Source organism: Pseudomonas sp. DVZ6 (assembly GCF_024259445.1).
Lineage (GTDB): Bacteria > Pseudomonadota > Gammaproteobacteria > Pseudomonadales > Pseudomonadaceae > Aquipseudomonas > Aquipseudomonas peradeniyensis.
Window position 1 is genome coordinate 1 of sequence record NZ_JANCLM010000021.1, and the last position, 26,730, is coordinate 26,730.

Genomic DNA, 26,730 nt, shown 5'->3' on the forward strand with positions numbered 1-26,730 from the left:
CTCACGGTCGCTCAGGCCGCTGGCCGGGTCCGGGCGCAACCCTTCCAGGCGCCCTTCCACCACCAGTACCTGCAGATGGCCCGAGGACAGGTCCTGCTGCGGCAGGTAGGCGCGGCTGGTGACCAGGCCGCGACCCAGGTAATGGTCGGTGATGGCCTTGAGCAAGGCATTGAGCTGGGTGACACCCAGGCACTGGTCGATAAAGGGCTTGAGCAGGCGGTCGCGGTCGGCGGCGGACAGGCTGTCGGCGCCCTTGAGCTCGATGGTGTGGATGGTGAAGCAGCGGCTGTCGGACGCCGGTTGCGACTCACCGGGTTCGGCGGCCTTGCCGGGCAGGTTGCGCAGCTCTTCGAGGCGGCGCTGCTGCTCTTCGAGCAGACGGTCCTGGCGGTCGCGGATCAGGTCCTGGTCGCCGGGTGAAACGGCCCAGGCCGCAGGGCAGCACAGCAGGCCGACAAGCGCACAGAGGGCCGTTTTGCGCCCTGAAACTAGACGTCCCGCCATGACCAATCCCTGGTGAACAGTGCAAAGTGGCGGGCATACTATTTTGACATCATTTTGGCGTCAATTTGCTATCATTGAGTTTTTTGTAACACAGCTCTGCGTATTGAATGAAAGCATTGAGATAGAGCTGTTGCGCTACAGAGAAAAAATTTCGCCCTGTCGCCGTGAACCACGTGGAGCTGCCGTGCAGCTCCACGACTTGGGCCTTACGGCATCACTGGTGGCACATACTGCAAGGTCGTGCCCAGCGCCCACAGCAGCACCAGCACCAGCGGCACATGCACCAGCAACTGCACGAACGAGAAGCCGATCAGGTCGCGCGCCTTGAGCCCCAGCACCCCCAGCAGCGGCAGCATGTAGAACGGGTTGATCAGGTTCGGCAGCGCCTCGGCGGCGTTGTAGATCTGCACCGCCCAGCCCAGGTGATACTGCAGGTCGTTGGCCACCAGCATCACGTAGGGCGCCTCGATGATCCATTTGCCGCCGCCGGACGGAATGAAGAAACCGAGCACCGCCGAGTACACGCCCATCAGCAGCGCGTAGGTGTCATGGGTGGCGATCTGGGTGAAGAACACCGAGATATGGTGGGCCAGGGTCTGGGCGTCCGCGCCCTTGACCTGGGTGAGGATGGCGGCGATCGAGCCGTACAGCGGGAACTGGATCAGCACCCCGGTGGTGGTCGGCACGGCGCGGGTCACCGCGTCGAGGAAGCTGCGCGGGCGCCAGTGCAGCAAGGCACCGAGCATGATGAACAGCAGGTTGTAGGTGTTCAGGCCAGAGATCGCGGTGATCGCCGGCTTGGTGGCGAACTCCTGGTACAGCCAGCCGGCGGCCAGGGCGACCAGCAGCAGGATCAGGATCGGGCTGTACTCCAGCCACTCGCCCGGGCGGGTGCGCTGTGGCGAAGGCGGCGCACTGAAGCTCGGATCGACGCCGCAGTCCTGGGCGCTGCGGGCGCTGTTCGGCCCGGGCGCGGTGGCATAGGCCACGACCAGCGAGACGACCACCAGCGCGGCGAGCATCACCCCGGACTGCCAGAGGAAGATGGTCTCGGTGAACGGGATCACCCCAGTGATCGACAGGATCGACGGCGGCAGGCTGGCCGGGTTGGCCTGCAGCTGCGCGGCCGACGACGACAGGCCCAGCGCCCACACCGCGCCCAGTCCCAGGTAGGCGGCGGCGCCGGCGGCGCGGTAGTCCATCTTCAGGTCGCTGCGCCGGGCCAGGGCGCGCACCAGCAGGCCGCCGAACACCAGCGACAGGCCCCAGTTGAGCAAGGACGCGAGCATCGAGATCAGCGCCACCCAGCACACCGCCGAGCGGCCGTTCTTCGGCAGCCGCGCCAGGCGGTCGATCAACCGGGCGGCGGGCGGAGAACTGGCCACCACATAGCCGCCGATGACCACGAAGGCCATCTGCATGGTGAACGGGATCAGGCTCCAGAAGCCATCACCGAAGGCCTTGGCGGTGTCGGTGGGCTTGCCGCCCATGGCCAGGGCGCCGAGGGACACCAGCATCACCGCCAGGGCGGCGAACACCCAGGAGTCGGGGAACCAGCGTTCGGCCCAGTTGGAGCAGCGCAGGGCAAAGCGGGCGGAGCGGCTGTCTTGGATATCAGCGGCCACGATGTTTTCCTTTTTTGGTTTTATTGGTGGAGTTTTAATCAGGTATTGCAAAACCCCTGTAGGAGCGGCCTTGTGCCGCGAAAGGGCCGCGAAGCGGCCCCTCGATCTCAGCGCTGATGCCGAAATCGCGGGGCTGCTCTGCAGCCCTTTCGCGGCACAAGGCCGCTCCTACAGGGGGGCGGTGCGGGTGATTAGAACGTCATTTCCTTTACATCGTCCGCCACGATCAGCTTGCCGGCGGTCTTCTCGATGATTTCCTCGACGCTCACGCCCGGGGCGGTCTCGCGCAGGATGAAGGCACCGTTTTCGATCTCCAGGTAGGCCAGGTCGGTGAGCACCTTGCGGATGCAGCCGGCACCGGTCAGCGGCAGGCTGCACTTGGGCAGCAGCTTGGATTCGCCATCCTTGGAGGCGTGGGTCATGGTGACGATGATGTTGTCGGCACCGGCCACCAGGTCCATGGCGCCGCCCATGCCCTTGACCAGCTTGCCGGGGATCATCCACGAGGCGATGTTGCCTTGCACGTCCACCTCGAAGGCGCCGAGCACGGTAAGGTCGACATGGCCGCCACGGATCATGGCGAAGGATTGCGCCGAATCGAAGATCGACGCGCCACGGCGGGCGGTGACGGTCTGCTTGCCGGCGTTGATCATGTCGGCGTCGATGGTGGCCTCGGTGGGGAACTCGCCCATGCCCAGCAGGCCGTTCTCCGACTGCAGCATCACTTCCATGCCTTCGGGTACGTAGTTGGCCACCAGGGTGGGGATGCCGATGCCGAGGTTGACGTAGTAGCCGTCCTTCAGTTCACGGGCGACGCGTTGCGCCATTTGTTCGCGGGTCAATGCCATGGTCAGGATCTCTTTGTTGTTCTTGAGGGCGGCGCTCAGGCCTTGACGGTGCGCTTTTCGATGCGCTTCTCGAAGGTGCCGACGATGACCCGGTCGACATAGATGCCCGGGGTGTGGATCTCGCTGGGCAGCAGCACGCCGGGCTCGACGATCTCCTCGACCTCGACCACAGTGATCTTGCCGGCGGTGGCGGCCAGCGGGTTGAAGTTCTGCGCAGTGTTGCGGTACACCACGTTGCCGTAGTGGTCGGCCTTCCAGCCCTTGACGATGGCAAAGTCGCCGGTGATGGACGCTTCGAGGATGTACTTGCGACCGTTGAACTCGCGCACTTCCTTGCCTTCGGCGACCGGGGTGCCGTAGCCGGTGGCGGTGAAGAAGGCCGGGATGCCGGCGCCGCCGGCACGCATCTTCTCGGCCAGGGTGCCTTGCGGGGTGAGTTCCACTTCCAGTTCGCCGCTGAGCAGCTGGCGTTCGAACTCGGCGTTCTCGCCGACATAGGAGGCGACCATCTTGCGGATCTGCCGGTCTTCGAGCAGCACGCCCAGGCCGAAGCCATCGACGCCGCAGTTGTTCGAGACCACGGTCAGGCCCTTGACGCCGCGGCGCTTGATCTCGGCGATGAGGTTCTCGGGGATGCCGCACAGGCCAAAGCCGCCGGCCAGCACGGTCATGTCGTCGGTCAGGCCCGCCAGGGCCTCTTCATAAGTTGCTACACGCTTGTCCAGTCCGGCCATGCTCAGTCGCCTTTTGTAGTTGTTGGAACCGTACGGTCATCTTCACTGTAGTCGACTGATTTGTTAATTTTGTTTTCGTCATCGATTGATAACTTTTACAAAACAAAGGGCCCGTCCCTCATGAACGTCAAGCAACTGCGCGCCTTCATCACCGTGGCCAAGTACCAGAGCTTCGCCCAGGCCGGCGAGCACCTGCACGTCTCGCAACCGGCCCTGAGCCTGACCATCAAGGCGCTGGAGGACAACCTCGGCGGCGCCCTGCTCACCCGCACTACCCGCAGCGTCAGCCTGACCCCCGAGGGCGAAGTGCTGCTGCCCCTGGCCCGGCGCCTGCTGGCCGACTGGGACGACACCGAGGAGATGCTGCGCCAGCGTTTTACCCTGCAGCTGGGGCGGGTCTCGGTGGCGGCCATGCCGGCCTTTGCCGGCAACCTGCTGCCGCAGTCGCTCAAGGTGTTCCGCCAGCGCTACCCCAAGGTCAACGTCACCGTGCACGATGTGATCAACGAGCAGGTGCTGGAACTGGTGCGCCACCGCCGCGTCGAACTGGGCATCGGCTTCGAGCCCGAGAGCAGCGAGGCGCTGCGCTTCCATCCGCTGTACCTGGACCGTTTCGTCGCGGTGGTGCCCGCCGACTCGCCCCTCGCCCGCCAGCCCCAGGTGCGCTGGCCGCAGCTGCTGGCCGAGGATTTCATCGCTCTGCAACGGCCTTCCGCGGTGCGCCTGCTGCTGGAGCAGCACCTGGCCGCCAACCATGGCAAGCTGGCGGTGGCGTTCGAGAGCCACCAGCTGTCGACCATCGGTCGCATGGTCGCCAGCGGCCTGGGGGTCAGCGCGGTGCCGGCGCTGTGCAGCGGCCAGATGCAGGAGCTCGGCGCCCGCTGCGTGCCGTTGGTCGAACCGACCGTGGAGCGGCGCATCGGCGTGATCGCCCTGAGCGATCACAAACTGTCCAAGGCCGCCGAGGCGCTGCTCGATGTACTGCTGACCCATACCCATCCACAGGAGGTGACATGCGTTACGTGAATCTGGCGGGCTCCCGCGTTCCGGCCATCGGCCAGGGCACCTGGTACATGGGCGAGGATCCTGGGTGCAGGAGTGCTGAAGTGGCGGCGCTGCAACAGGGTATCGAACTGGGCCTGGGTCTGATCGACACCGCCGAGATGTACGCCGAGGGCGGTGCCGAGCGCGTGGTCGGCCAGGCCATCGCCGGGCGCCGCGACCAGGTGTTTTTGGTCAGCAAGGTCTATCCGCACAATGCCAGCCGGCGCGGTGTGCCGGCCGCCTGCGAACGCAGCCTCGAGCGCCTGGGCACCGACTGCATCGACCTGTACCTGCTGCACTGGCGCGGCCAGTATCCGCTGGAGGAGACCGTCGAGGCCTTCGAGCGCCTCATCGAGCAGGGCAAGATCCGCCGCTGGGGCGTGTCCAACTTCGACCTCGACGACCTGCGCGAGCTCGACAACCCCGCCTGCGCCACCAACCAGGTGCTGTACAACCCGGCCGAGCGCGGCATCGAGTTCGACCTGCTGCCCTGGAGCCAGCAGCAGGGCCTGCCGACCATGGCCTACTGCCCGCTGGCCCAGGCCGGGCGCCTGCTGCGACATCCCGTGCTGGGCGATATCGCCGCACGCCATGGCGCCACGCCGGCCCAGGTGAGCCTGGCCTGGGTCACGCGCCAGGAGGGCGTGATCGCCATTCCCAAGGCCACCTACCCGGAGCATGTGCGCCTGAACGCGGCGGCGGCAGGGCTGATATTGAGCGAAGCAGACCTGCGGGCCATCGACCAGGCCTTCCCCGCGCCGACCCGCAAGCAGCGCCTGGCAATGGTCTGACCCCCTCAGGGGCCGGCATGATCGACAACAAAGCAAGATCGTTCAAGCCGCCCCCGCGCCGCTCTGTCATGCTGGCCTGCCCTGTCGATTCGTTGTCGTTCCCATGTCCAGCCCACCGCTCGCCCGCAATGCCTTCCTTCACGGTGCCATCGCCATCCTGCCGCTGTCCCTGGCCGTCGCGCCCTGGGGCCTGCTGGCAGGCTCCATGGCCATCGAGGCCAACCTCAGCGCCTGGCAAGGCCAGGGCCTGTCGGCCATCGTCTTCGCCGGCGCCGCGCAGCTGGTGGCCATCGGCATGCTCAAGGGCGGCGCCAACCTGCTGTCGATCCTGCTCACCACCCTGCTGCTGACCTCGCAGCACCTGCTCTACGGGTTGTCCATGCGCCCGGTGATGTCCGGCTTGCCGACCCGCTGGCGCCTGGGCCTGGGCTTTCTGCTCACCGACGAGTTCTTCGCCCTGACCAGCCACCACGACCAGCAGCAGTTCAACCGCTGGTACGCCCTGGGCGTCGGCCTGACCTTCTATGTGGCCTGGAACCTGTTCACCCTGGCCGGCATCGTCCTCGGCCAGAACATCCCGCACCTGGACCAGCTGGGCCTGGACTTCTCCATCGTCGCCACCTTCGTCGCGCTGATCGCGCCGCTGGTGCGCAACCTGCCGACCGTGGTGTGCGTGGCGGTGTCGCTGTTCTGCTCGGTGCTGTTCAGCTACTGGCACTGGGAAACTGCCCTGGTGGTGGCAGGCTTGCTGGGCATGGCCGCTGGCTTTATCTGCCAGAAATTCTCCGGAGGCCGCTCATGATCTGGCTGCTGATCGTCGCCATGGGCGCGGTGGTGTTCCTCAACCGCTACGCCTTCCTTGAACCGCGCCTGCCGCTGCGCCTGAGCTCCAATGCGCGGCAGTTCCTCGGCTTCGCCGTGCCCGGCATGCTCACCGCGATCTGCGGGCCGATCATCTTCCTGCCCGGCCACCAGCTCGAGCTGAGCCCGCTGAACCCTTACCTGCTTGGTTCGCTGGTGGCGATCGCCCTGGTGCTGTTGACCCGCAGCGTGTTGCTGAGCATGCTGGCGAGCATGCTGATCTTCTTCCTCCTGCGCAGCTGGCTGGCATGACCACGCCCCTGCGCGAACAGGCCCACCTGTGGCAGGCGCCCGCCCTCGGCGACGTCGAGATGCTGCACGCCCGCTACATCCAGCAGCGCTTCGCCCCGCATGTGCACGAAGGCTACGTGTTCACCGTGATCGAATCCGGCGCCCAGCGTTTCTGGCACCGCGGCAGCGAGCACCTGGCGCCGGTGGGCAGCATGGTGCTGATCAATCCCGACGAGCTGCACACCGGTGCCACCGCCCACGAGGCCGGCTGGCGCTACCGTGGCTTCTACCCCGAACACGAGCGGGTCACCGGCGTGCTCGACGAACTGGAGCTGGGCCGCCACGGCCTGCCCCGGTTCAAGGACAGCGTGATCCAGGACCCGGCCCTGGCCGCCGCTTTCAGCCATCTGCACCAGTTGTCCGAATCCTGCGCCAGCGCCCTGGAGCAACAGACCGCCTGGCGCCAAGCGGTGCTGGCGCTGGTGCAGCGCCACGGCCACTGCGCCGAGCCCGCCGCCCCCGGCAACGAGCCGCTGGCCGTGGCCCGTGCCCGCGAGCTGCTGGAGAGCCGGCTGGTCGAGCCGCCCTCGCTGGAAACCCTGGCGGCGGCGGTGAACCTGTCGCCGTTCCACTTCGCCCGGGTGTTCCGCCAGGCCACCGGCCTGCCGCCCCACGCCTGGCTCAAGCAGCGCCGCCTGGCCCGCGCCCGCGAGCTGTTGCGCAGCGGCCTGCCGGCACTGGAGGTCGCCGTCACCCTGGGCTTCGCCGACCAGAGCCACCTCAGCCGCCAGTTCAAGCAGGCCTATGGGGTTACGCCGGGGGCCTATCGCCAGGCCTGTCTGGGCCTGTAGCTGCGCCCCGGTTCCAGGCGCCTGGCGTGATGCCGGTCATGCCGCGAAAGAACGCAATGAAGGCACTGTCGCTGGCGAAGCCCAGGTCGTCGGCGATGGCGCCCAGCGGCCGCTGCAACGCCAGCTGTTCCATTGCCCGCAACAACCGCCACTGCTGGCGCCATTGCTGATAGGACATGCCGGTATCCCGGCGCAGCAGGCGGCTGATGGTCTTCTCGCTGGCGCCAACCTGCCGCGCCAGTTCACCCAGCGCTGGCGGCAGGCGCTCGAGCCGCTCGACCAGCCCAACCAGGCGGCGATCGCCTGGCAGTGGCAGGAACATCGGCTGGCGCGGCGCCAGGCGCAATTCGCCCAGACACAGCGCCAGCAGGTGCACCTGGTCACCTCGGTCCCAGGCCGTGTCGAACGGCGCCTGGGCAATGCGTTCGAGCAGTTCGCGCAGCAACGGGTTGACGCTGATGATCGTCACGTCGTCGGGCAGCTCCACGTTGAGCACGGCGCTGAAATACAGCGAGCGGTAGTCTACCGTTTCGCGCATGCGCGCCCGATGCTCCAGCCCCGCCGGAATCCACGCAGCCTGGGTCGGTGGCAGCAGGCACAGGCGTCCGGGCGTCTGGATGCGCACGCAGCCCTGGCGGGTGAACAGCACCTGGCCGCGGCCATGGCGGTGGCGCCCCGAGTCGTGGTCGCCCAGAGCCGAGCAGATGCCCAGTACCGGCGCGTCGAAAGCATCGGGGTCGAACTGGGTGTCGGGGGCTAACCAGGCCATGGCTGTAATTGTCCGATTTCAACGATAGAGCAACGGAATCGCGATAATAGCTCACGGCACAACGTCCCTACCATGAGCGCCCGTTTGTGCTGCAAGGCGTTCACTCCCATGCTTTCCCGTTCCTGGCTGGCCCTGGCCACCGCCCTGCTGATGTTTCCGCAAGTCGCCGAAACCCTCTACAGCCCTGCCCTGGTCTCCTTGGCCGAAGCATTCGCCGTCAGCGCTGCCCAGGCTTCGCTGACCCTGTCGCTGTACTTCGTCGCGTTTGCCGTCGGCGTGCTGGCCTGGGGGCGTGCCTGCGACCTGTGGGGGCGGCGCCCGGCCATGCTTGCCGGCCTGTCGCTCTATACCACCGCAGCACTGGCGGCGCTGCTGGCGGTCGACTTCAGCCAACTGCTGCTGGCGCGGATCGTGGCGGCCTTCGCGGCGGCGGTGGGCTCCGTGGTCACCCAGACCATCCTGCGCGATCGCCACGCCGGCCCTGAACTGGCCCGGGTGTTCTCGTTGATCGGCGTATGCCTGGCGCTCAGCCCGGCGCTCGGGCTGATCAGCGGCGCCTGGCTGGACCGGCTGTTCGGCTATCACGGTGTACTCGCCGGCCAGTTGCTGATGGCCGCGCTGCTGCTCGCCTGGACCTGGCGCGGCCTGCCCGAGACGCGCCCCGCCGCGCAGGCGACGCCCGCGCTCGGCCAGGTGCTGCGACGCCTGCTGCGCGACCGTCGCGTGCTGCTGGCCAGCGCCCTGGTGGCAGTGTTCAACATCAGCGTGTTCAGCTGGTACAGCCTGGCGCCGTTTGTTTTCGAGCGCCTCGGCGCCAGCCCGTGGATGGGCTACTCCGGCGCGGCGCTGGCGCTCGGCTCGCTGCTGGGCGCGCGACTCAATGCACGACTGTTGCAGCGCGGGGTGGCCACGGCGCGCCTGCTGCGCCTGGCGTGCCTGCTCGACCTACTGGCGGCGCTGGCACTGCTGGGGCTGGGCGACAGCCTGTGGACGGTGCTGGCCATGGCCCTGGTGATGTTCGCCTTCGCCATGGCGATTCCGCTGGTGCTGGGCTCGGCGCTGGTCGACTACGCCGACTGCCGTGGCACGGCGGGCGCGTTGTTCGGCTTGTTCTACTACCTGCAGATTGGCGCGGGACTGCTGCTGGCGGGTGCCTGCCAGGCTATGGGGGCGACGCTGTTTGTCTGTGCGCTGGCGGGCTGGGCACTGGCCATCGGCTACGAGCAGCCTGGCCGGGCGCTGCTACACTCAAGGGGCTGAATGGAGGATCGCGTCATGTCCGAACGAGAAATCACCACGCTCCTGTCGCTGATGAGCCAGCGCCAGGCCTGCCTGAGCAGCGCCTGCAAGGAGATCGCCGACTGGATCGACCGCCAGGGCGATGTGCCCGCCGCCGGGAAGATCCGCGCCAGCCTGAAGGCGCTGGAGGCCGAGGATGCACAGGTGCGCAAGACCCTGACCTCGCTGAACATCGAACGGCCGTTGCCACGTTTTCGTAGCTGACGGGCCGCTGGGGCTGCTTTGCAGCCCGTTCGCGGCACAAGGCCGCTCCTACAGGGGACTGCGATTTCCTCTGTAGGAGCGGCCTTGTGCCGCGAACGGGCGCAAAGCGCCCCCGATCCACGATCAGTGGTTCATATGCATATGGTCATGCCCACCGCCGGCCTCGGCGTTGAGCGCGCGCACCGGTGCCTGTACCTGCAGGGTTTCCTTGGCGCCCTTGGCATCGATGATGGTCAGGGTCAGCGGCACCTGCTCGCCTTCCTTCACCTGCTGGTTCAGGCCCATCAACATCACGTGGTAGCCATTGGGGTCCAGCTTGACGGGCTTGCCCGCCGGCAGCGCGATGGCATCGACAGGCCCCATCTTCATCACATCGCCGTTCATGACCATCTCATGCACCTGCACGTCCTTGGCCACGGGTGAGGCGACGCTCACCAGCTTGCTGTCGCTGCTGGCAGTCAGGGTCATGAAGGCGCCGGTCGATTGCTGGTGCGGTACGCTGGCGCGCACCCAGGCGTCGCTCACGGTGGTCTGGGCGAACGCCGGCAGGGTCATGCCCAGCAGGGCCAGGGCGGCCAGACCGCGTTTGATCGGTTGCATCGACATTCAGCAGATCTCCATCAGGGTGACCAGGTCCTCGGCACATTCCTTGGCGTTCAGGGAATGGCCCAGGCTCAGGCGCAGGGTGCCACGTGTGTCGTAGACGTAGCTGGTGGACGAGTGAGAGACAGTGTAGGTGTCGCCGGCCGGGACCTTTTCGTAGAACACCTTGAATTCCCGGGCCACCTCGGCGATTTCCTCGGGGGTACCGGTCAGGGCAACGATCGACGGGTCGAAGGCCTTGACGTAGGCATCGAGTATCTCGGGGCTGTCGCGCTCCGGATCCAGGGTGATGAACACCGGCTGGAACAGGTCACGGTCACGGCCGCGCAGGATCTTGCGGATCTGCGCCACGCGCGCCATGGCGGTCGGGCAGACGGCCGGGCACTGAGTGAAGCCGAAGAAGATCATCGGCATCGAGCCGTAGAAACTCGACAGGGTGCGCTCGTTGCCTTGAGTGTCCTTGAGCTTGAACTTGCGCCCGAGGATCTCGTTGCTCATGTTCTTGCCGTACTTGAAGTCCAGGCCCCGGGCCGGGTTGCAACCCGCCAGCAGGCCAAGCCCCAGTACGCCCATCCCGGCGACAACCGCGCGCCGGGTCAACAGATCATTCATGGAACCATCCTTTACAGGGAAGGTGCCGACCCCTGGGATGGGCCGGCCAGAAAACCGGGGCATTCTGTCACGCCACCCCTGCACCATCCACCCGATATCCGGCCGACCAGGCTGCAGCCCTTTGTTTACGGGGCGCGACCGGTTGTCGCAGGGGTTGAATCCGTAACACTTTGTTGCTAGGGATCAATGCACAACACCTGAAAACATCGCGGGGCAAGCCCGCTCCCACGCATTGATCCAGGCATGGCCCAGGCGTGGGAGCGGGCTTGCCCCGCGATGGCGTCACCACTGGCGATCAGTAGTACGCGTTTTCCTTCTGGCTGTGGTCGGTCACGTCACGCACGCCCTTGAGCTCCGGAATGCGTTCGAGCAGGGTGCGCTCGATGCCTTCCTTCAGCGTCACGTCGGCCTGGCCGCAGCCCTGGCAGCCGCCGCCGAACTGCAGCACGGCGATGCCGTCGTCGACCACGTCCACCAGGCTCACGGCGCCGCCGTGGCTGGCCAGGCCCGGGTTGATCTCGGTCTGCAGGTAGTAGTTGATACGCTCGTTGATCGGGCTGTCTTCGTTGACCATCGGCACCTTGGCGTTCGGCGCCTTGATGGTCAGCTGGCCGCCCATGCGGTCGGTGGCGTAGTCGACCAGCGCGTCCTCGAGGAACGGCACGCTGACTGCGTCGAGGTAGGCGGTGAAGCTCTTCAGGCCAACCGGCTGGTCGTCGGGTTTCTCCTCGCCCGGCTTGCAGTAGGCGATGCAGGTCTCGGCGTAGGTGGTGCCCGGCTGGGTGATGAAGATACGGATGCCGATGCCAGGCGTGTTCTGCTTGGAGAGCAGATCGGCCAGGTAATCATGGGCGGCGTCGGTAATGGTTATAGCGCTCATGGAAGTTCCTCACAGACTTGCCGGCAGTGTACGCCAACCCGGCCCTCGAACAAAGTCCTAGCATTTGACTCGGGATAGCGCCAGCGCAGGCTCCTGGGCGCCACGCCCCGCGAATCCGGCCTTGAGCCGCCCGTATAGGCCACGCTCCAGCCAGTGGTAGCTGAGCCACGACATTAGTCCGATTGACGGCACGCACAAGGCGAACACCAGGTACGGATTCAGGCGCAGGCGTTCGCTGGCGAACAGGCCGCCATACAGCACCAGCACATGCACCAGGTAGACCGAATAGGAGCAATCCCCCAGCGCCTTGAGCACCCGGTTACCCTTGAAGAATGGCTCCAGGGCGATGAACGCCAGCACCACCAGGGCGCTGGGCAGGCCCCAGTGCAGGAGGCGCTGCGAGGCGTCCAGGTGATACAGCGCATACCCCGCCACGCCGAGCAGCCCCAGCGGCAGCCACAAGCCCTGGCGAATCAGCCCGCGGCGGTACAGCACGCCCAGGCCAATGCCCAGCAGGAACTCGTAGACGATGTCGTTGCTGTAGAAGCGGCTGAGCACGCCGAGGCGGCCCAGTACCTCGCTGACCAGCAGCAGCGCCGCCGTCACCAACAGCAGGTGGTGGCGCTGGCGCACCAGGAACGCCAGGCCGAACAACAGGTAGAAGAACATCTCGAAGTTCAGCGTCCAGCCGACATTGAGGGTCGGATACAAGCCGTAGCCACCCGGATTCTCCGCAGGGATGAACAACAGCGACAGCAGCAGGTGCTGCCATTCGAACACCTGGTGCGGCATCCAGCGGCTGGCGACCAGCATCAGCGCTGCCATCAGCAGGGTATAGAACCAGTAGGCGGGCACGATGCGCAGGGCGCGGTTGAGCAGGAACTGTGCGGGCGCGATGTCCTTGTCGCGGGTCGAGAGGTAGATCACCAGGCCACTGATGACGAAGAAGATGTCCACCCCCACCGCGCCGCGGTCGGCGAGCAGTTGGCCGAGGGGGCCGGTGGCGTGGAAGTCGAAGAAGATCTGCATGAAGTGGTGGCAGACCACCACCCAGGCGGCGAATGCCCGGAGAGCCTGAAGCGAATACAGCATGAAAAACCCTGCGTTGACCGGTGCGTTGAGGCTTCGGCAATCAGGCTATGTCATCGCGGGGGTAGGAGCGGCCTTGTGCCGCGAAAGGGCCGCTGCGCGGCCCCAGCAATCTTTGCAGCGTTGCTGGAGGCCCCTGGGGCTGCTTTGCAGCCCTTTCGCGGCACAAGGCCGCTCCTACCCCGGCGATGGCTGCAGAGCCATTTCAACCGAAACCATCCAGCAGTTCCGACCGCAACAGGCCGGGAAAGTCCCGGCCAACCGATCAGAGGTTCTCGTAGCGGTTCATGTCCAGCACCCCCGCCTCCACCGGCTCGGTCTGCTTGATGTAGCTGTTCAGGTCATGGAAGTAGCGCCAGAACTCGGGATGGCTGCGACGCACGCCCCAGCGCATGACGATGCGCTCGAACTTCGCCGTGTCGTCCCGCGCCGCTTCCATGTCCTCGACGAACTCCGGCACATCGGCCACCGGGATGTTGAAGATGAAGTTGGGGTAGCTGCTGAGCACGCCCGGGACCAGGGTCAGGGTGTCCAGCCCCGGCTGGTAGCGGTAGGCCTCGCCGAGCAGGAACGCCACGTTGCTGTGGGCGCGGTTGCGCAGCAGGCTGTAGACCTGGCGCTGACCGCCCTGCCCTTCGATGCGCAGCATGGTCGCCTCGGGCAGCTGGCCGATCACCTTCAGGCCCGCGGCCGGGCGCGACACCAGGCGGCTCAGCGACTGCTCGACGTCGCGGAACTCCTGGGACAGGCCGGGTCGCGAGCAATAGGCGCCCTGGCAGCGGTTGATCGGATCGGGCGCCACGTTCAGGCTGCCGGTGCGCTGCAGCAGCTGCAGGCCGAAGTCACGCTTGGGATCGTGCTTGTCCAGCTTCAGCGCGCTCGGGGTGCTGGTGTCGATGTCCTCGTAGTCCATCCACATCTTCACCTTGCCGCTGTTCTGGTACCAGTCGCCGAGGATCTCACCGCGCTTGCCGGCCGGCATCAGGCGCAGGAAGTTGATCTCGGCGCCATTGCGGATCAGGTCGAAGTACAGGCGTGTCTGCAACTGGTGCGAGACGTTGCCGAACACATCGAAGTTCACCGCCAGCTGGTAGTAGGTACGCTCGAACAGCGGGTAGTCGAACAGCCACATGGTCAGCGGCACGTCACCGATCAGGCCCTTGGTCACCGAGGCGCTGTCGAAGTGACGGAAGATGCTCAGCAGCGCGTTGTCGTTGCCGGCCCACAGGGTCGACCAACTCGGCGCCGGCTGCTCGGCATAGGCCTCGCGACGTAGCGCCTCGTACTCGTTGCGTTTGTCGCGGTAGGCGTGCCACAGGCTCAGCACGCTGCCGACGTCGTCGATCTGCCCGGGCATGGCCAGCAGCGGCGTGGCCTCGCCCCGGTACTCGGCATCGGTGATGTACAGGTCGTGGGCCGGCTCCTGGAACAGCGCCCAGAAGTTGTCGCGGATCACGTCGGTGGCGATCTGGCCACGGCATACCGGGCCGCGAATGAAGGTGCGGACGAAGTACTCGGCGTTGTCCAGCATGAACTGGTAGCGGGCCACCGCCGGGATCGCCTCGAAGGTCTCGAACGGGTTGGCGCGGTGGCGCGGGCCGTAGCCGGGCAGCGACGAGGCATGCCAGTCGCCGCTGTAGAACAGCTGCTTGACCCGCTTGAGCTTCTGCGGCCCCATCGGGTAGGTGATGTGGGTCTTGTGGACGATCACCCCCTGCACCGGGATCAGCCGGTAGTAGAAATCGGTGCCTGGCGGGTCGTTGGGGCGACGGGTGGCGATCAGGTCTGCCGGCTGGCCGCTCGGCGTGCGCGAACGCACCCACTGGAAGAAGTGGCCCGGCTCGCCGCCGACGAAGTGGATGTGGGCGAGGAACAGGTGCTCGTACAGCCAGCGGCCGACCAGTGCCTCGGTCGAACCGGGGCGGTTGAGCAGCTCTTCCCAGTCGGCGATCTGCTTTGCCTCGACCGCGCTGGGCTGGATCGGCGTTTTCTCGACCGGAGCGCCAGCCGCCAGCCAGCGCTGCAGGGTCTGGTACTCCTGGTCGGTCAGGCCGGTGACCGCCAGCGGCATGCCCTCCTTGGGGTGGGCGCCGGCGTAGGCGTCGAACTCGTGGGGCAACGGGCACATGTTGTTGCGGTTGAGCCCCAGGACGATCTCCTCGGGCAGCTTGGCATTGGGCGTGAGCGGGGTCTTGTGGCCCAGCTCGAGCATGCGCGCCATCAGCGCGGCCTGGCTGCCCTGCTTGTCCAGCACCGAGTAGAAGCCCTGCTTGCGCCAGCCGGCTTCGTCACGGGCATCGTAGAACAACCGCGTGGTGGGCACCGCCTGGCTGCGCTCGCCCTGGTAGACCGGCACCTTGGAAGCACCGCGCTCGGCGCCCTCGGCGCTGCCCAGGTTGAGCTGGCAGGCGGCGTCGTTGCAGGCGTGGCAGGCCACGCACTTCTCGGTGAAGATCGGTTGGATATCCCGGGTGTATGAAATCGTCGGGCTCGCTTGGGGGGCCTGCCCGAACGCCGCGCCACTGATGAGCAAGGCGAAGGCGCTGGCAAATATGCGATGCAGCATGTGCCGAAAGTCCTGGTTACTTGAAGCCATCACGATGTGCCTGGCGGGTCCTGAGGTGTTGGGGCGCCGCACCAACATGAAGTAAATTCATGCAAATCGGCGGTACGCCTAAAATCCGTGCAGCTTTGTTATTATTCGGCACCTTCTGATATTCGCCCGACCAGGTAGTTCCTATGTCCGACCGCAGCGCTCGTTACCAAGCACTCCAGAAAGCACTCAAAGAGCGCATCCTGATCCTCGACGGCGGCATGGGTACTATGATCCAGAGTTACCGCCTCGAGGAACACGACTATCGTGGCACGCGCTTCGCCGATTGGCCAAGCGATGTCAAAGGCAACAACGATCTGCTGCTGCTCAGCCGCCCGGATGTCATCGCCGCGATCGAGAAAGCCTACCTGGACGCCGGCGCCGATATCCTCGAGACCAACACCTTCAACGCCACGCAGATTTCCCAGGCCGACTACGGCATGGAAGCGCTGGTGTACGAGCTCAACGTCGAGGGCGCGCGCGTCGCCCGCCAGGTGGCCGACGCCAAGACCCTCGAGACCCCGGACAAGCCGCGCTTCGTCGCCGGCGTGCTCGGCCCGACCAGCCGCACCTGCTCGATCTCCCCCGACGTCAACGACCCAGGCTATCGCAACGTCACCTTCGATGAACTGGTGGAGAACTACATCGAGGCCACCCGTGGCCTGATCGAGGGCGGCGCCGACCTGATCCTGATCGAGACCATCTTTGACACCCTCAATGCCAAGGCGGCGATTTTCGCCGTGCAGCAGGTGTTCGAGGAGGACGACGTCGAACTGCCGATCATGATCTCCGGCACCATCACCGACGCCTCCGGCCGCACCCTGTCGGGCCAGACCACCGAAGCCTTCTGGAACTCGGTGCGCCACGCCAAGCCGATCTCCGTCGGCCTGAACTGCGCCCTGGGCGCCAAGGACCTGCGTCCGTATCTGGAAGAGCTGGCGACCAAGGCCGACACCCATGTGTCCGCCCACCCCAACGCCGGCCTGCCCAACGCCTTCGGCGAGTACGACGAGACCCCGGCGGAAATGGCCGCGGTGGTCGAGGAGTTCGCCGCCAGCGGCTTCCTCAACATCATCGGCGGCTGCTGCGGCACCACCCCGCCGCACATCCAGGCCATCGCCGAGGCGGTCGCCAAGTACAAGCCGCGGGCGATTCCGGACATCCCCAAGGCCTGCCGCCTGTCGGGCCTGGAGCCGTTCACCATCGATCGCCAGTCGCTGTTCGTCAACGTCGGCGAGCGCACAAACATCACCGGTTCCGCCAAGTTCGCCCGGCTGATTCGCGAAGAGAACTACACCGAGGCGCTCGAGGTGGCCCTGCAGCAGGTCGAGGCCGGCGCCCAGGTGATCGACATCAACATGGACGAAGGGATGCTCGACTCCCAGGCCGCCATGGTCCGCTTCCTCAACCTGATCGCCGGCGAGCCGGACATCTCCCGGGTGCCGATCATGATCGACTCCTCCAAGTGGGAGGTGATCGAGGCCGGCCTCAAGTGCATCCAGGGCAAGGGCATCGTCAACTCGATCTCGATGAAGGAAGGCGTCGAGCAGTTCAAGCACCACGCCCGCCTGTGCAAGCGCTACGGCGCCGCCGTGGTGGTGATGGCCTTCGACGAGGTCGGCCAGGCCGACACCGCCGCGCGCAAGCGCGAGATCTGCCAGCGCAGCTACGACATCCTGGTCAACGAGGTGGGCTTCCCGCCGGAAGACATCATTTTCGACCCGAACATCTTCGCCGTCGCCACCGGCATCGAGGAGCACAACAACTACGCGGTAGATTTCATCGAGGCCTGCGCCTATATCCGCGATCACCTGCCGTATGCCCTGAGCTCCGGCGGCGTGTCCAACGTGTCGTTCTCGTTCCGCGGCAACAACCCGGTGCGCGAGGCGATCCACTCGGTGTTCCTCTACCACGCGATCCAGAACGGCCTGACCATGGGTATCGTCAACGCCGGCCAGCTGGAGATCTATGACGAGATCCCGGCGGCATTGCGTGAGAAGGTCGAGGACGTGGTGCTCAACCGCACCCCGCACGGTACCGACGCCCTGCTGGCGATTGCCGACGACTACAAGGGCGGCGGTGCCACCAAGGAAGTCGAGAACGAAGAATGGCGCTCGATGCCGGTGGACAAGCGCCTCGAGCATGCGCTGGTCAAGGGCATCACCGCCTACATCGTCGAAGACACCGAAGAATGCCGCCAACAGTCGGCGCGCCCCATCGAAGTCATCGAAGGCCCGCTGATGAGCGGCATGAACGTGGTCGGCGACCTGTTCGGCGCCGGCAAGATGTTCCTGCCGCAGGTGGTGAAGTCCGCCCGCGTGATGAAACAGGCCGTGGCCCACCTCATTCCGTTCATCGAGGAAGAGAAAGGCGACAAGCCGGAGGCCAAGGGCAAGATCCTCATGGCCACGGTCAAGGGCGACGTGCACGACATCGGCAAGAACATCGTCGGCGTGGTGCTCGGTTGCAACGGCTACGACATCGTCGACATGGGCGTGATGGTCCCGGCCGAGAAAATCCTGCAGACCGCCCGCGAGCAGAAGTGCGACATCATCGGCCTGTCCGGCCTGATCACCCCGTCGCTGGACGAGATGGTCCACGTCGCCCGCGAGATGCAGCGCCAGGACTTCCACCTGCCGCTGATGATCGGTGGCGCCACCACCTCGAAAGCCCACACCGCGGTGAAGATCGAGCCCAAGTATTCCAACGACGCCGTGGTCTATGTCACCGACGCCTCGCGCGCGGTGGGCGTGGCCACCCAGCTGCTGTCCAAGGAGCTCAAGAGCGGCTTCGTCGAGAAGACCCGCCAGGAATACGTCGAGGTGCGCGAGCGCACCGCCAACCGCAGCGCCCGCACCGAACGCCTGAGCTACGCCCAGGCCATCGCCGCCAAGCCGCAGTACGACTGGGTCGGCTACCAGGCCGCGGTGCCCTCCTTCACCGGCGTCAAGGTGCTGGAAGACATCGACCTGCGCACCCTGGCCGAGTACATCGACTGGACGCCGTTCTTCATCTCCTGGGACCTGGCCGGCAAGTTCCCGCGCATCCTCACCGACGAAGTGGTCGGCGAGGCTGCCACGGCGCTGTACAAGGACGCCCGCGAAATGCTCGACAAGCTGATCGACGAGAAGCTGATCAGCGCCCGCGCGGTGTTCGGTTTCTGGCCGGCCAACCAGGTCGAACACGACGACATCGAGGTGTATGGCGGCAACGGTGACACCCTGGCCACCCTCCACCACCTGCGCCAGCAGACTATCAAGCCCGACGGCAAGCCGAACTGGTCGCTGGCCGACTTCGTCGCGCCGAAGGACAGCGGCGTGACCGACTATGTCGGCGGTTTCATCACCACCGCCGGCATCGGCGCCGAGGAAGTGGCCAAGGCCTACCAGGACAAGGGCGACGACTACAGCTCGATCATGGTCAAGGCCCTGGCCGACCGCCTGGCCGAGGCCTGCGCCGAGTGGCTGCACGAGCAGGTGCGCAAGGAGCACTGGGGTTACGCCAAGGACGAGCACTTGGACAACGAGGCGCTGATCAAGGAGCAGTACAGCGGTATCCGCCCGGCCCCCGGCTACCCGGCCTGCCCGGACCACACCGAGAAGGAAACCCTGTTCCGCCTGCTCGATGGCACCGCCATCGGCGAGACCGGCCCGAGCGGCGTGTTCCTCACCGAGCACTTCGCCATGTTCCCGGCGGCAGCAGTCAGCGGCTGGTACTTCGCCCACCCGCAGGCGCAGTACTTCGCCGTGGGCAAGGTGGACAAGGACCAGATCGAGCGATACAGCGCGCGCAAGGGCCAGGATGTCAGCGTCAGCGAACGCTGGCTGGCGCCGAACCTGGGCTACGAGGGCTGACCAGCCCTGCGCTGCCCCCTCTGTGTAGGAGCGGCCTTGCGCCGCGAAAGGGCTGCGTAGCAGCCCCAGGATCTCAGTGTTGATGCAACGATCGCTGGGGCCGCTCTGCGGCCCTTTCGCGGCGCAAGGCCGCTCCTACAGGGAAATGTAAGTCAGCTTTTCCTCCCCCGACACATGCACAAGGACCCCCGCATGTCCCGCAGAATCCTGGTGATCGGCGCCTACGGCAACTTCGGCCGGATCATCTGCCGCCACCTGCAGCAGATGCCCGCCGTGCAACTGGTGATCGCCGGCCGTAACGCCAACAGCCTCGCCCAACTGGCCACCCAGCTGAGCGGCAGCGAAAGCTGGTGCGGCGACGCCATGGCCCCCGGCTTCGCCGAGGCACTGCGCACGCTGCGCATCGACTGGGTGATCCATACCGGCGGCCCCTTCCAGGGCCAGCCCTACAGCGTGGCCGAAGCCTGCATCGAGGCCGGCGCCAGCTATTGCGACCTCTCCGACTGCCGGGTGTTCGTCAACGGCATTGAGCGCCTGGACGCCCGCGCCCGCCAGGCCAATGTCGCGCTGCTCAGCGGCTGCAGCTCGGTGCCCAGCCTGTCGTCGGCGATCCTCGACGAGCAGCGCCATCACTTCAGCCGCATAGACCGTATCGAGCACGGCATTTCCTCCTCGGCGAAGATGCCCGGCCTGTCCACCATCGAGGGCGTGCTGGCCTACGCCGGCCGGCCGATCCGCCAGTGGCGCGACGGACGCCCGCACACCGTCGACGGCTGGCTCGGCCTGCAGCTGCGCCACCTGCCTGGCCTGGGCTGGCGCCTGCTGAACAACGTCGATGTGCCGGACATGGACATCTTCGCCGAGCGCTACGGCGCCCGAGACCTGGCGTTCAAGGCCGGCTCCGGGCTCATGGCCGGTGGCCTGGCCAATGCCGCGCTGGCATTGCTGGTCAAGTACGGCCTGGTGCGCGATCCGCTGCCCTGGGCGCGGCGTCTGCATCGCCTGGGCGGCCATTTCGAGCGCTTTGGCGATGGCATGAGTGCGATGTACCTCGATGTCCGCGGCCTGGACATGCAGGGCCAGCCACTGCGCCTGCAGGCCCAGGTCAGCGCCCGCGACGACAAGGGCCCGGAAATTCCCAGCTGCGCGGCGGTGGCGCTGATGGCCAGGGTCATCGAGGGCTACACCCCAGCCCCGGGCGCCCGCCCCTGCGTCGGCGAGATCAGTGTCGAGCAGTACCTGGCGGCCATCGGCGAACCGGACAAGGTGCGCTACAGCGTCAGCTTCCAGCACGGGCGAGGCTGAGATGAGCTACCTGCTGCTCAAGTACCTGCATGTGATCGCTGCCGTATTCCTGTTCGGTTTCGGCATGGGCTCGTACCTGTACCTGATCGCCGCGAACCGCAGCCGCGATCCACGGGTGATCGCCGCCGTGGCCAGGATGGTGGTGCGCTTCGATGCCTGGATCACCACACCCGCCGGAGTGCTGCAGTTGCTGACTGGCTACGCCATGGTCAGCGTGACCGGCATGCCGTGGTCCACGGACTGGCTGCGTGGCGCACTGCTGATCTTTTTCACGGTGGGCGCCCTGTGGCTGCCGGTGCTGCTGTTGCAGACGCGCATGCAGCGCCTCGCGGCCCAGGCGGTCGAGCATGGCACAGTGCTGGGTGAGGACTATCAGCGGCTGTACCGCCCCTGGCTGTGGATGGGGGTGGCGGGGTTTGCCGGTATGTTCCTGATCGTGCTGGTGATGATCACCAAGCAGGCACCGTGGCAATGGCTCTGACCCTCGTAAGAAAAAAATTCTAAATACATAACGAAAAGGAATAGAATTTTTTTCTAAAATCGCCCTGGAACGGGAAAAAGAAAAAACATTCATACCGGCAGTTGCCTAGGATGATGTCCATGGATGCCGACAGGCGGCGTCCACGCACGGACCCGCCCGCGATCATGCCCAGCACCCCGCTCTACTTCGATTACGCCGCCACCACTCCGGTCGATGACCGGGTCATTGCCGCCATGCTCACCTGCCTGGGACGCGAGGCGAACTTCGGCAACCCCGCCTCCAGTGGCCACGTCCACGGCCAGGCGGCCCGCGAGGCCGTCGAACAGGCCCGCCAGCAGGTGGCCATGCAGGTGGGCGCACAGCCCGACGATCTGGTCTGGACCTCCGGCGCCACCGAATCCAACAACCTGGCGCTCAAGGGCGTCGCCCAAGGCTTCGCGCAGCCGGGGCACCTGCTGACCAGCCAGCTCGAACACAAGGCCATCCTCGACACCGCCGCCGAACTGGAGCGCCAGGGCTGGACAGTGACCCGCCTGGCGCCCGACGCCCATGGCCTGATCCAGGCCGAAGCCGTGCAGGCCGCCTTGCGCCCGGACACGCGCCTGGTGTCGCTGATGGCGGTGAACAATGAACTGGGCACGGTGACTGACTTCGCCCGTATCGGCCAGTTGGTCCGCGAGCATGGCGCGCTGCTGCATGTGGACGCGGCCCAGGCCGTGGGCAAGGTCCGCATCGACCTGGCGCACCAGGCCGTCGACCTGATGTCGTTCTCGGCGCACAAGGTCTACGGCCCCAAGGGCATCGGCGCCCTCTACGTCGGCCCTCACGCTCGCCCGGTCATGCGTGCGCAGATGCACGGTGGCGGCCATGAACGCGGCCTGCGTTCCGGCACCCTGGCCACCCACCAGATCGTCGGCATGGGCAGCGCCTTCGACTTGGCCGGCCAGCCCGGCGAGACGGAGTACCAACGCCTGGAACAGCTCGCCCGGCGCCTGCGCGACGGCCTGCTGGCCTTGCCCGGAGTGACGCTCAATGGCTGCGCGATGCAGCGTATTCCCCACACCCTCAACCTGCGCATCGACGCCAAGGGTTTCAACAGCCTGGCCCTGGCCGGCGAGCTGGCGCTGTCCACCACCTCGGCCTGCAACTCGGCGAGCAACGCGGCGTCCCATGTGCTGCTGGCTCTTGGCCTCGACGAGCACCAGGCGCGCAACAGCGTGCGTCTGAGCCTCGGGCGCTACACCAGCGAAGCGGACGTGGACACGGCGCTGGCGGTATTCGGCCGGGTTGTCGGAGCAGCAGCGGTGGCACTCTGGTAAGACACGCTGCAATCCCTGCAGGTCAAAATGGTGCCGGTGATACAGCCGGTTCTCCACGTTGACCGCAGGGTCACAACCTTCTTCTGTACCTTGAAGCAATAGCGCGCCAACAACGATCGCACTTTTTCGCCGAGCAGCGGTCTACTCCCTCTTTTGCCAACCGCATTCGACTGCCAAGGCCCGCCTTTTCACACTGCACATGGCCGGGCCAAAAGCCTTGCCGTTGTGTAGGATGGGCAGCGCAGATCCAGACGCTGCCAGTTACAGGGAGATCCACATGCGCGTCCCATCCGTTGCCTGCCTCGTCGGCCTGACGCTGGGCCTGCTCGCCGCTACCAGCGCCCAGGCCTTCACCGGTGAAGAGGCGCAACTGATCGATACGATCAACGTCTACCGCAGTCAGGCCCAGCGCTGTGGTGGCGAAGCCTCGCTGGAATTGCCGCCGCTCAACAGCGACACCCGCCTGGCGCTGTCGCCCGAAGGCACCCGCGACCTGCAGCAGGCCATGACCCGCGCCGCCTACCCGATGGTCAACGTCCAGGCCATCAGCCTGTCCGGCCCACGGGACGCCCAGGCAGCGATGAAGGCCATCGAGGAGAGCTTCTGCCAGGTGGTGCTCGACCCGCAGTTCGTCGACATCGGCGTCAGCCAGGAGGGCCGCGACTGGCGCATTGTCCTGGCCCGACCGCTGCTCAGCGCTCGCCTGGGTGACTGGCAGGCCGAAGGGCAGAAGCTGCTGCAGGAGATCAACGCCGCGCGCAACCTGCCCCGCCAGTGCGGCGGCCAGCCCTACCCCGCCGCCCCGGCGCTGGCCTGGAGCACCACCCTGGCGGGCGTCGCCGCCAACCACACCCGGGCCATGGCCAACCAGAACTTCTTCGACCATCTCGACCGCGAGGGCCGCACCCCAGGTGATCGGGCGGAGCTGGCCGGCTACCTGTACCGGCAGATCGGCGAGAACATCGCCGCCGGGCGCGACACCGCGCGCAAGGTGGTCGACGGCTGGCTGGCCAGCCCAGGGCACTGCGCCACGCTGATGAACCCGGACTTCCGCGAGCTGGGGGCGGCGTATGCGGTGGACCCGAAGAGCGATGCCGGGATCTACTGGACGGGGTTGTTCGGTACGCCGCAGTAAACCCTGCCAGGCACCGTCCCTGTAGGAGCGGCCTTGTGCCGCGAAAGGGCCGCAAAGCGGCCCCGACAATTTCAGCGTTTCACCGAGACAGGGGCTGCTGCGCAGCCCTTTCGCGGCACAAGGCCGCTCCTACAGGGACGGTGCATGGCCCGAGTTGCGCAACGCCAGCGCCGTGCAACCAAACCGCCGCCGTACCCACTTGCCCAGGTAGCTGGCATCTGCCATCCCCACCTCATCGGCGATCTGTGCCAGGCTGTGGCTGGAGTTGAGCAAGCGCCAGCGCGCCTGCTGCAGGCGCAGTTCCTGCCACCAGGCCTTGGCGCTCATGCCATGGCAGGCCTGGAACTGGCGGTCGAGCTGGCGCCGGCTGATGCCCAGCTCTGCCGCCAACGCCTCCACTGGCATCTGCGTCGCCAGGTGGTGGCGCATCAGCGCCGTGGCCCGCCGCACCTGGCGCCCCTGCCCGGCACCGGCCTCCAGTGAACGCAAGGCATGGAGGCTATCCCGGCTCTCGTCCACCAGCATGTCGGCCAGGCCCTTGAGCGCCCGAGCGCGGCCACTGGCGCGGGCGATCAATTCCACCGCCAGGTCGATGGCTGCCGTGCCGCCGGCACAGGTGATGCGGCCACCGTCGAAGCAGAACAGCTGCCCGGTCAGCAGGCGCACACGGGGAAACGCCAGGCGAAACTCCGCCTCATGGCGCCAGTGCACCACCACCTGATGACCGTCCAGCAGGCCACAGGCCGCCAACAGGAAGGCCGCGTTGTCGACGCACACCAGCTTCACCCCGGCCTTGGCCGCCTGCTTGAGCAAGGCCTTGTAACGCGGCGCCAGTGCCGCCGTGGCACTGGCGTTGCGCCCACCGAACAGCACCAGGTGGTCGTAGTCGCCCCAGCGGATGTCCGCTGGCGTCGCCTCGACCTGAACGATCGCCGCGCTGCTGGAAACCACCGGTTCCCGGTCCAGGCCGAGCACGATCCAGCGGCAATAGCGCTGGCGGCTGTAGTCCTCGTCGTCGGCGGAAAAGCGCAGCTTGTCGAGGAACGCGCCGAACGGCAGCAGGGCGAACTCCGGTAACGGCAGGATCAGCAGGCGCAGGTCGGGTGTCATTGAGGTATGTCCAGATATAACCATTCAATGGCCAGATACTACCCTGTATTCCCACTGCCCTGCCCTACACTGACGCCCTGCACATAAACAAGGCTCCCCCATGGCACTCGACACCTGGCTCATCTACCTGCTCGCCAGCATCGGCCTGTCGCTGACCCCAGGTCCGAACAGCCTGCTGGCCCTGACCCATGGCGCGCTGTACGGCGCCCGCCGCACGCTGTTCACCATCCTCGGCGGGGTGCTGGGCTTCAGTCTCCTGATCGCCCTGACCATGTTCGGCCTGAGCGCCCTGTTGCAGGCCTCGGCCTCGGTGCTGACGGTGCTCAAGTGGGTCGGCGGGGCCTACCTGGTCTGGCTGGGGATCCAGCTGTGGCGCACCCCGGCGCTGCACCTGGAGCAACCACGCGGCAGCGTGGCGCTGGGCAATGCCGGGCTGTTCCGCCAGGGCTGCCTGTCGGCGCTGGCCAACCCCAAGGTGCTGCTGTTCTATGGCGCGTTCCTGCCCCAGTTCATCGATCCGCAGCGCGGCCTGCTGGTGCAGTTCGTGGTGATGGCGGCGACCTTCGCCAGTGTCGAATGCCTGGTGGAGTACCTGCTGGCCCGCCTGGCGTTTCGCATCCGCCCGTGGCTGGCCAAGGGCGGACGTGGGTTCAACCGCTGCTGCGGGAGCCTGTTCGCGCTGATCGGCGTGGCCCTGCCGCTGGGACGATAGAAGCCCCAGGGATCAACGCCGGGAAACGACCAGGAACACCACCAGCGCCAGCGCCGGCAATCCCGCGCCCAGCAACGCCACGCCGCTCCAGCCATACTGCGCATACACCCCACTGGCCAGCGCCGAGCCCAGCGCCCCGCCGAGGAAGATGCTGGTCATGTACAAGGCATTGAGCCGGCCACGGCTGGCCGGATCCAGCGCATACACCTCACGCTGGCCGATGACCATGTTCATCTGCACGGCGAAATCCAGCAGTACCCCGGTCAACCCCAGGCCGATCACGCTGGCGCCCGGCGCGCTCAGGCCCAGCAGCAACGCCAGCGGCGCCAGGGCCATCGCCAGCAGCGAAGCGCGTCGCGCATGGCCGGCATCGGCCAGCCGACCGGCCAGCGGCGCCGCCACCGCGCCCACCGCCCCGACCAGGGCAAACAGCGCGATCTGGCTCTGCGACAGGCCGTGCTCGCCGGCCAGCGCCAGTGGCACCGCCGTCCAGTACAGGCTGAACGCCGCGAACATCAGTGCCTGGAACAGTGCCCGCTGGCGCAACACCGGATAACGGCGCAGCAGCACCAGCAACGAAGCCATCAGCCCGGCATAGCTGGCCTTGTGCTCAGGCACCCGGCGCGGCAAGGTCAACGCCAGCAGCAGGATGATCGCCACCATCACCCCGGCGGCACCGACAAACACCGCGCGCCAGCCGAAGTGATCCGCCACCAGGCTCGCCAGCGGCCGTGCCAGCAGGATGCCCAGCAGCAACCCGCCCATGATGTTGCCGACCACCCGGCCACGCTCGCGCTCCGCCGCCAGGTGCGCCGCCAGCGGTATCAGCATCTGCACCGCCACCGAACTGAAGCCGATCAGCAGCGCGTACAGCAGGAACATCTCGCCCTGCCCGTGGCCACTGGTGCCGGCCAGCAACAAGCTGCCGGTGGCCAGCACCGCCGTGGCGATCATCAGCCGGCGGTTCTCCAGCAGGTCGGCCAGCGGCACCAGGAACAACAGGCCCAGGGCGTAGCCGATCTGGGTCAGGGACACGATCAGGCTGGCCCGTTCGGCGGGCAGCCCCAGGTCCGGCGCGATCAGGCCGACGATGGGCTGGGCGTAGTAGATGTTGGCGACGATGGCGCCGCAGCAGAACGCCAGTAGCGTCACCAGGGTGCGGCTCAGGCCTGGGGCCGATGCCTGGGCGACGGCGAGGGAGGGATTCATTCGAGGGTACCTCGGCTTGCGAAAGGATGTGCGCGAAGGGTGACGGACAACCGCCCCGGCGAGAATC

Annotated in this window: 25 protein-coding genes; 13 read left to right on the top strand and 12 right to left on the bottom strand. The window is 66.5% G+C overall.

Annotation, left to right across the window (positions count from 1 at the left end):
• The 4 genes from NMG10_RS13765 to NMG10_RS13780 form a co-directional block, all read right to left on the bottom strand.
• Positions 1–504: POTRA domain-containing protein (locus NMG10_RS13765; protein ID WP_274235417.1), on the bottom strand; the 504-nt coding region annotated here is incomplete at its 3' end.
• 206 nt (positions 505–710) lie between these two features.
• Complete coding sequence (locus NMG10_RS13770) at positions 711–2,129, bottom strand: short-chain fatty acid transporter (protein WP_062360297.1); 1,419 nt, start codon at positions 2,127–2,129, stop codon at positions 711–713.
• 191 nt (positions 2,130–2,320) lie between these two features.
• On the bottom strand, positions 2,321–2,977 hold the full coding sequence (locus NMG10_RS13775) for a CoA transferase subunit B (protein ID WP_050705131.1): 657 nt from the start codon (positions 2,975–2,977) through the stop codon (positions 2,321–2,323).
• 35 nt (positions 2,978–3,012) lie between these two features.
• Positions 3,013–3,711, bottom strand: coding sequence for a CoA transferase subunit A (locus tag NMG10_RS13780; RefSeq protein ID WP_050705130.1), 699 nt, complete (start codon positions 3,709–3,711; stop codon positions 3,013–3,015).
• Between the two features lie 120 nt (positions 3,712–3,831).
• Between NMG10_RS13780 and NMG10_RS13785 the strand changes: the two genes are divergently transcribed.
• The 5 genes from NMG10_RS13785 (at position 3,832) to NMG10_RS13805 (ending at position 7,489) form a co-directional block, all read left to right on the top strand.
• On the top strand, positions 3,832–4,737 hold the full coding sequence (locus tag NMG10_RS13785) for a LysR family transcriptional regulator (protein ID WP_254464538.1): 906 nt from the start codon (positions 3,832–3,834) through the stop codon (positions 4,735–4,737).
• Positions 4,725–5,546 (top strand): aldo/keto reductase, encoded by an 822-nt coding sequence (locus NMG10_RS13790; protein ID WP_254464539.1) that lies wholly within the window; start codon positions 4,725–4,727, stop codon positions 5,544–5,546. The genes NMG10_RS13785 and NMG10_RS13790 overlap by 13 nt, the downstream gene beginning before the upstream one ends.
• A 103-nt stretch (positions 5,547–5,649) precedes the next feature.
• Positions 5,650–6,348, top strand: coding sequence for an AzlC family ABC transporter permease (locus NMG10_RS13795; protein ID WP_203646253.1), 699 nt, complete (start codon positions 5,650–5,652; stop codon positions 6,346–6,348).
• The gene (locus tag NMG10_RS13800; protein WP_062574311.1) at positions 6,345–6,659 is read left to right on the top strand and encodes an AzlD domain-containing protein; all 315 of its coding nucleotides are present in this window, start codon (positions 6,345–6,347) and stop codon (positions 6,657–6,659) included. Before NMG10_RS13795 ends, NMG10_RS13800 begins: the two co-directional genes overlap by 4 nt.
• Positions 6,656–7,489, top strand: a complete 834-nt coding sequence (locus tag NMG10_RS13805) for an AraC family transcriptional regulator (RefSeq protein WP_203646252.1) — start codon at positions 6,656–6,658, stop codon at positions 7,487–7,489. Before NMG10_RS13800 ends, NMG10_RS13805 begins: the two co-directional genes overlap by 4 nt.
• Here the strand turns inward: NMG10_RS13805 and NMG10_RS13810 are convergent.
• Positions 7,449–8,258 (bottom strand): helix-turn-helix domain-containing protein, encoded by an 810-nt coding sequence (locus NMG10_RS13810; protein WP_254464540.1) that lies wholly within the window; start codon positions 8,256–8,258, stop codon positions 7,449–7,451. The two genes, NMG10_RS13805 and NMG10_RS13810, sit on opposite strands and share 41 nt — an antisense overlap.
• Before the next feature lie 108 nt (positions 8,259–8,366).
• On the opposite strand from NMG10_RS13810, the gene NMG10_RS13815 reads away from it, so the two are divergent.
• Positions 8,367–9,518, top strand: coding sequence for an MFS transporter (locus tag NMG10_RS13815; protein WP_203646250.1), 1,152 nt, complete (start codon positions 8,367–8,369; stop codon positions 9,516–9,518).
• Positions 9,519–9,533: 15 nt separating this feature from the next.
• Positions 9,534–9,761: a hypothetical protein gene (locus NMG10_RS13820; protein WP_023630605.1), complete on the top strand. Its 228-nt coding sequence runs from the start codon at positions 9,534–9,536 to the stop codon at positions 9,759–9,761.
• A gap of 123 nt (positions 9,762–9,884) precedes the next feature.
• Here the strand turns inward: NMG10_RS13820 and NMG10_RS13825 are convergent, their stop codons facing one another.
• From NMG10_RS13825 to NMG10_RS13845, 5 genes are all read right to left on the bottom strand, one after another.
• Entirely contained in the window at positions 9,885–10,367 is a 483-nt protein-coding gene (locus NMG10_RS13825; protein ID WP_234563032.1) for a copper chaperone PCu(A)C, read from the bottom strand.
• Positions 10,368–10,976: an SCO family protein gene (locus tag NMG10_RS13830; protein WP_203646248.1), complete on the bottom strand. Its 609-nt coding sequence runs from the start codon at positions 10,974–10,976 to the stop codon at positions 10,368–10,370.
• 295 nt (positions 10,977–11,271) lie between these two features.
• The gene (nfuA, locus tag NMG10_RS13835) at positions 11,272–11,856 is read right to left on the bottom strand and encodes a Fe-S biogenesis protein NfuA (protein WP_023630602.1); all 585 of its coding nucleotides are present in this window, start codon (positions 11,854–11,856) and stop codon (positions 11,272–11,274) included.
• A gap of 57 nt (positions 11,857–11,913) precedes the next feature.
• The gene (locus NMG10_RS13840) at positions 11,914–12,948 is read right to left on the bottom strand and encodes an acyltransferase (RefSeq protein WP_254464541.1); all 1,035 of its coding nucleotides are present in this window, start codon (positions 12,946–12,948) and stop codon (positions 11,914–11,916) included.
• A gap of 262 nt (positions 12,949–13,210) precedes the next feature.
• On the bottom strand, positions 13,211–15,511 hold the full coding sequence (locus NMG10_RS13845; RefSeq protein WP_254464542.1) for a fatty acid cis/trans isomerase: 2,301 nt from the start codon (positions 15,509–15,511) through the stop codon (positions 13,211–13,213).
• Positions 15,512–15,684: 173 nt separating this feature from the next.
• Between NMG10_RS13845 and metH the strand changes: the two genes are divergently transcribed.
• The 5 genes from metH (at position 15,685) to NMG10_RS13870 (ending at position 23,632) form a co-directional block, all read left to right on the top strand.
• Complete coding sequence (metH, locus tag NMG10_RS13850) at positions 15,685–19,392, top strand: methionine synthase (protein WP_254464543.1); 3,708 nt, start codon at positions 15,685–15,687, stop codon at positions 19,390–19,392.
• 192 nt (positions 19,393–19,584) lie between these two features.
• Positions 19,585–20,697: a saccharopine dehydrogenase family protein gene (locus NMG10_RS13855; protein ID WP_203646242.1), complete on the top strand. Its 1,113-nt coding sequence runs from the start codon at positions 19,585–19,587 to the stop codon at positions 20,695–20,697.
• Between the two features lies 1 nt (position 20,698).
• Positions 20,699–21,178 carry a DUF2269 domain-containing protein gene (locus tag NMG10_RS13860; RefSeq protein WP_254464544.1) on the top strand — a complete coding sequence of 160 codons (480 nt, stop codon included), beginning with the start codon at positions 20,699–20,701 and terminating at the stop codon, positions 21,176–21,178.
• A gap of 164 nt (positions 21,179–21,342) precedes the next feature.
• Positions 21,343–22,497: a cysteine desulfurase family protein gene (locus NMG10_RS13865; protein ID WP_254464545.1), complete on the top strand. Its 1,155-nt coding sequence runs from the start codon at positions 21,343–21,345 to the stop codon at positions 22,495–22,497.
• A 277-nt stretch (positions 22,498–22,774) separates the two neighbouring features.
• Positions 22,775–23,632 (top strand): CAP domain-containing protein, encoded by an 858-nt coding sequence (locus tag NMG10_RS13870; protein ID WP_203646240.1) that lies wholly within the window; start codon positions 22,775–22,777, stop codon positions 23,630–23,632.
• Between the two features lie 129 nt (positions 23,633–23,761).
• Here the strand turns inward: NMG10_RS13870 and NMG10_RS13875 are convergent, their stop codons facing one another.
• Positions 23,762–24,742, bottom strand: coding sequence for a GlxA family transcriptional regulator (locus tag NMG10_RS13875; RefSeq protein WP_254464546.1), 981 nt, complete (start codon positions 24,740–24,742; stop codon positions 23,762–23,764).
• Between the two features lie 100 nt (positions 24,743–24,842).
• Between NMG10_RS13875 and NMG10_RS13880 the strand changes: the two genes are divergently transcribed.
• Positions 24,843–25,454 (top strand): LysE family translocator, encoded by a 612-nt coding sequence (locus NMG10_RS13880; RefSeq protein ID WP_232857598.1) that lies wholly within the window; start codon positions 24,843–24,845, stop codon positions 25,452–25,454.
• A gap of 12 nt (positions 25,455–25,466) precedes the next feature.
• Here the strand turns inward: NMG10_RS13880 and NMG10_RS13885 are convergent, their stop codons facing one another.
• Complete coding sequence (locus tag NMG10_RS13885; RefSeq protein ID WP_203646235.1) at positions 25,467–26,663, bottom strand: MFS transporter; 1,197 nt, start codon at positions 26,661–26,663, stop codon at positions 25,467–25,469.
• Between the last annotated feature and the right edge of the window lie 67 nt (positions 26,664–26,730).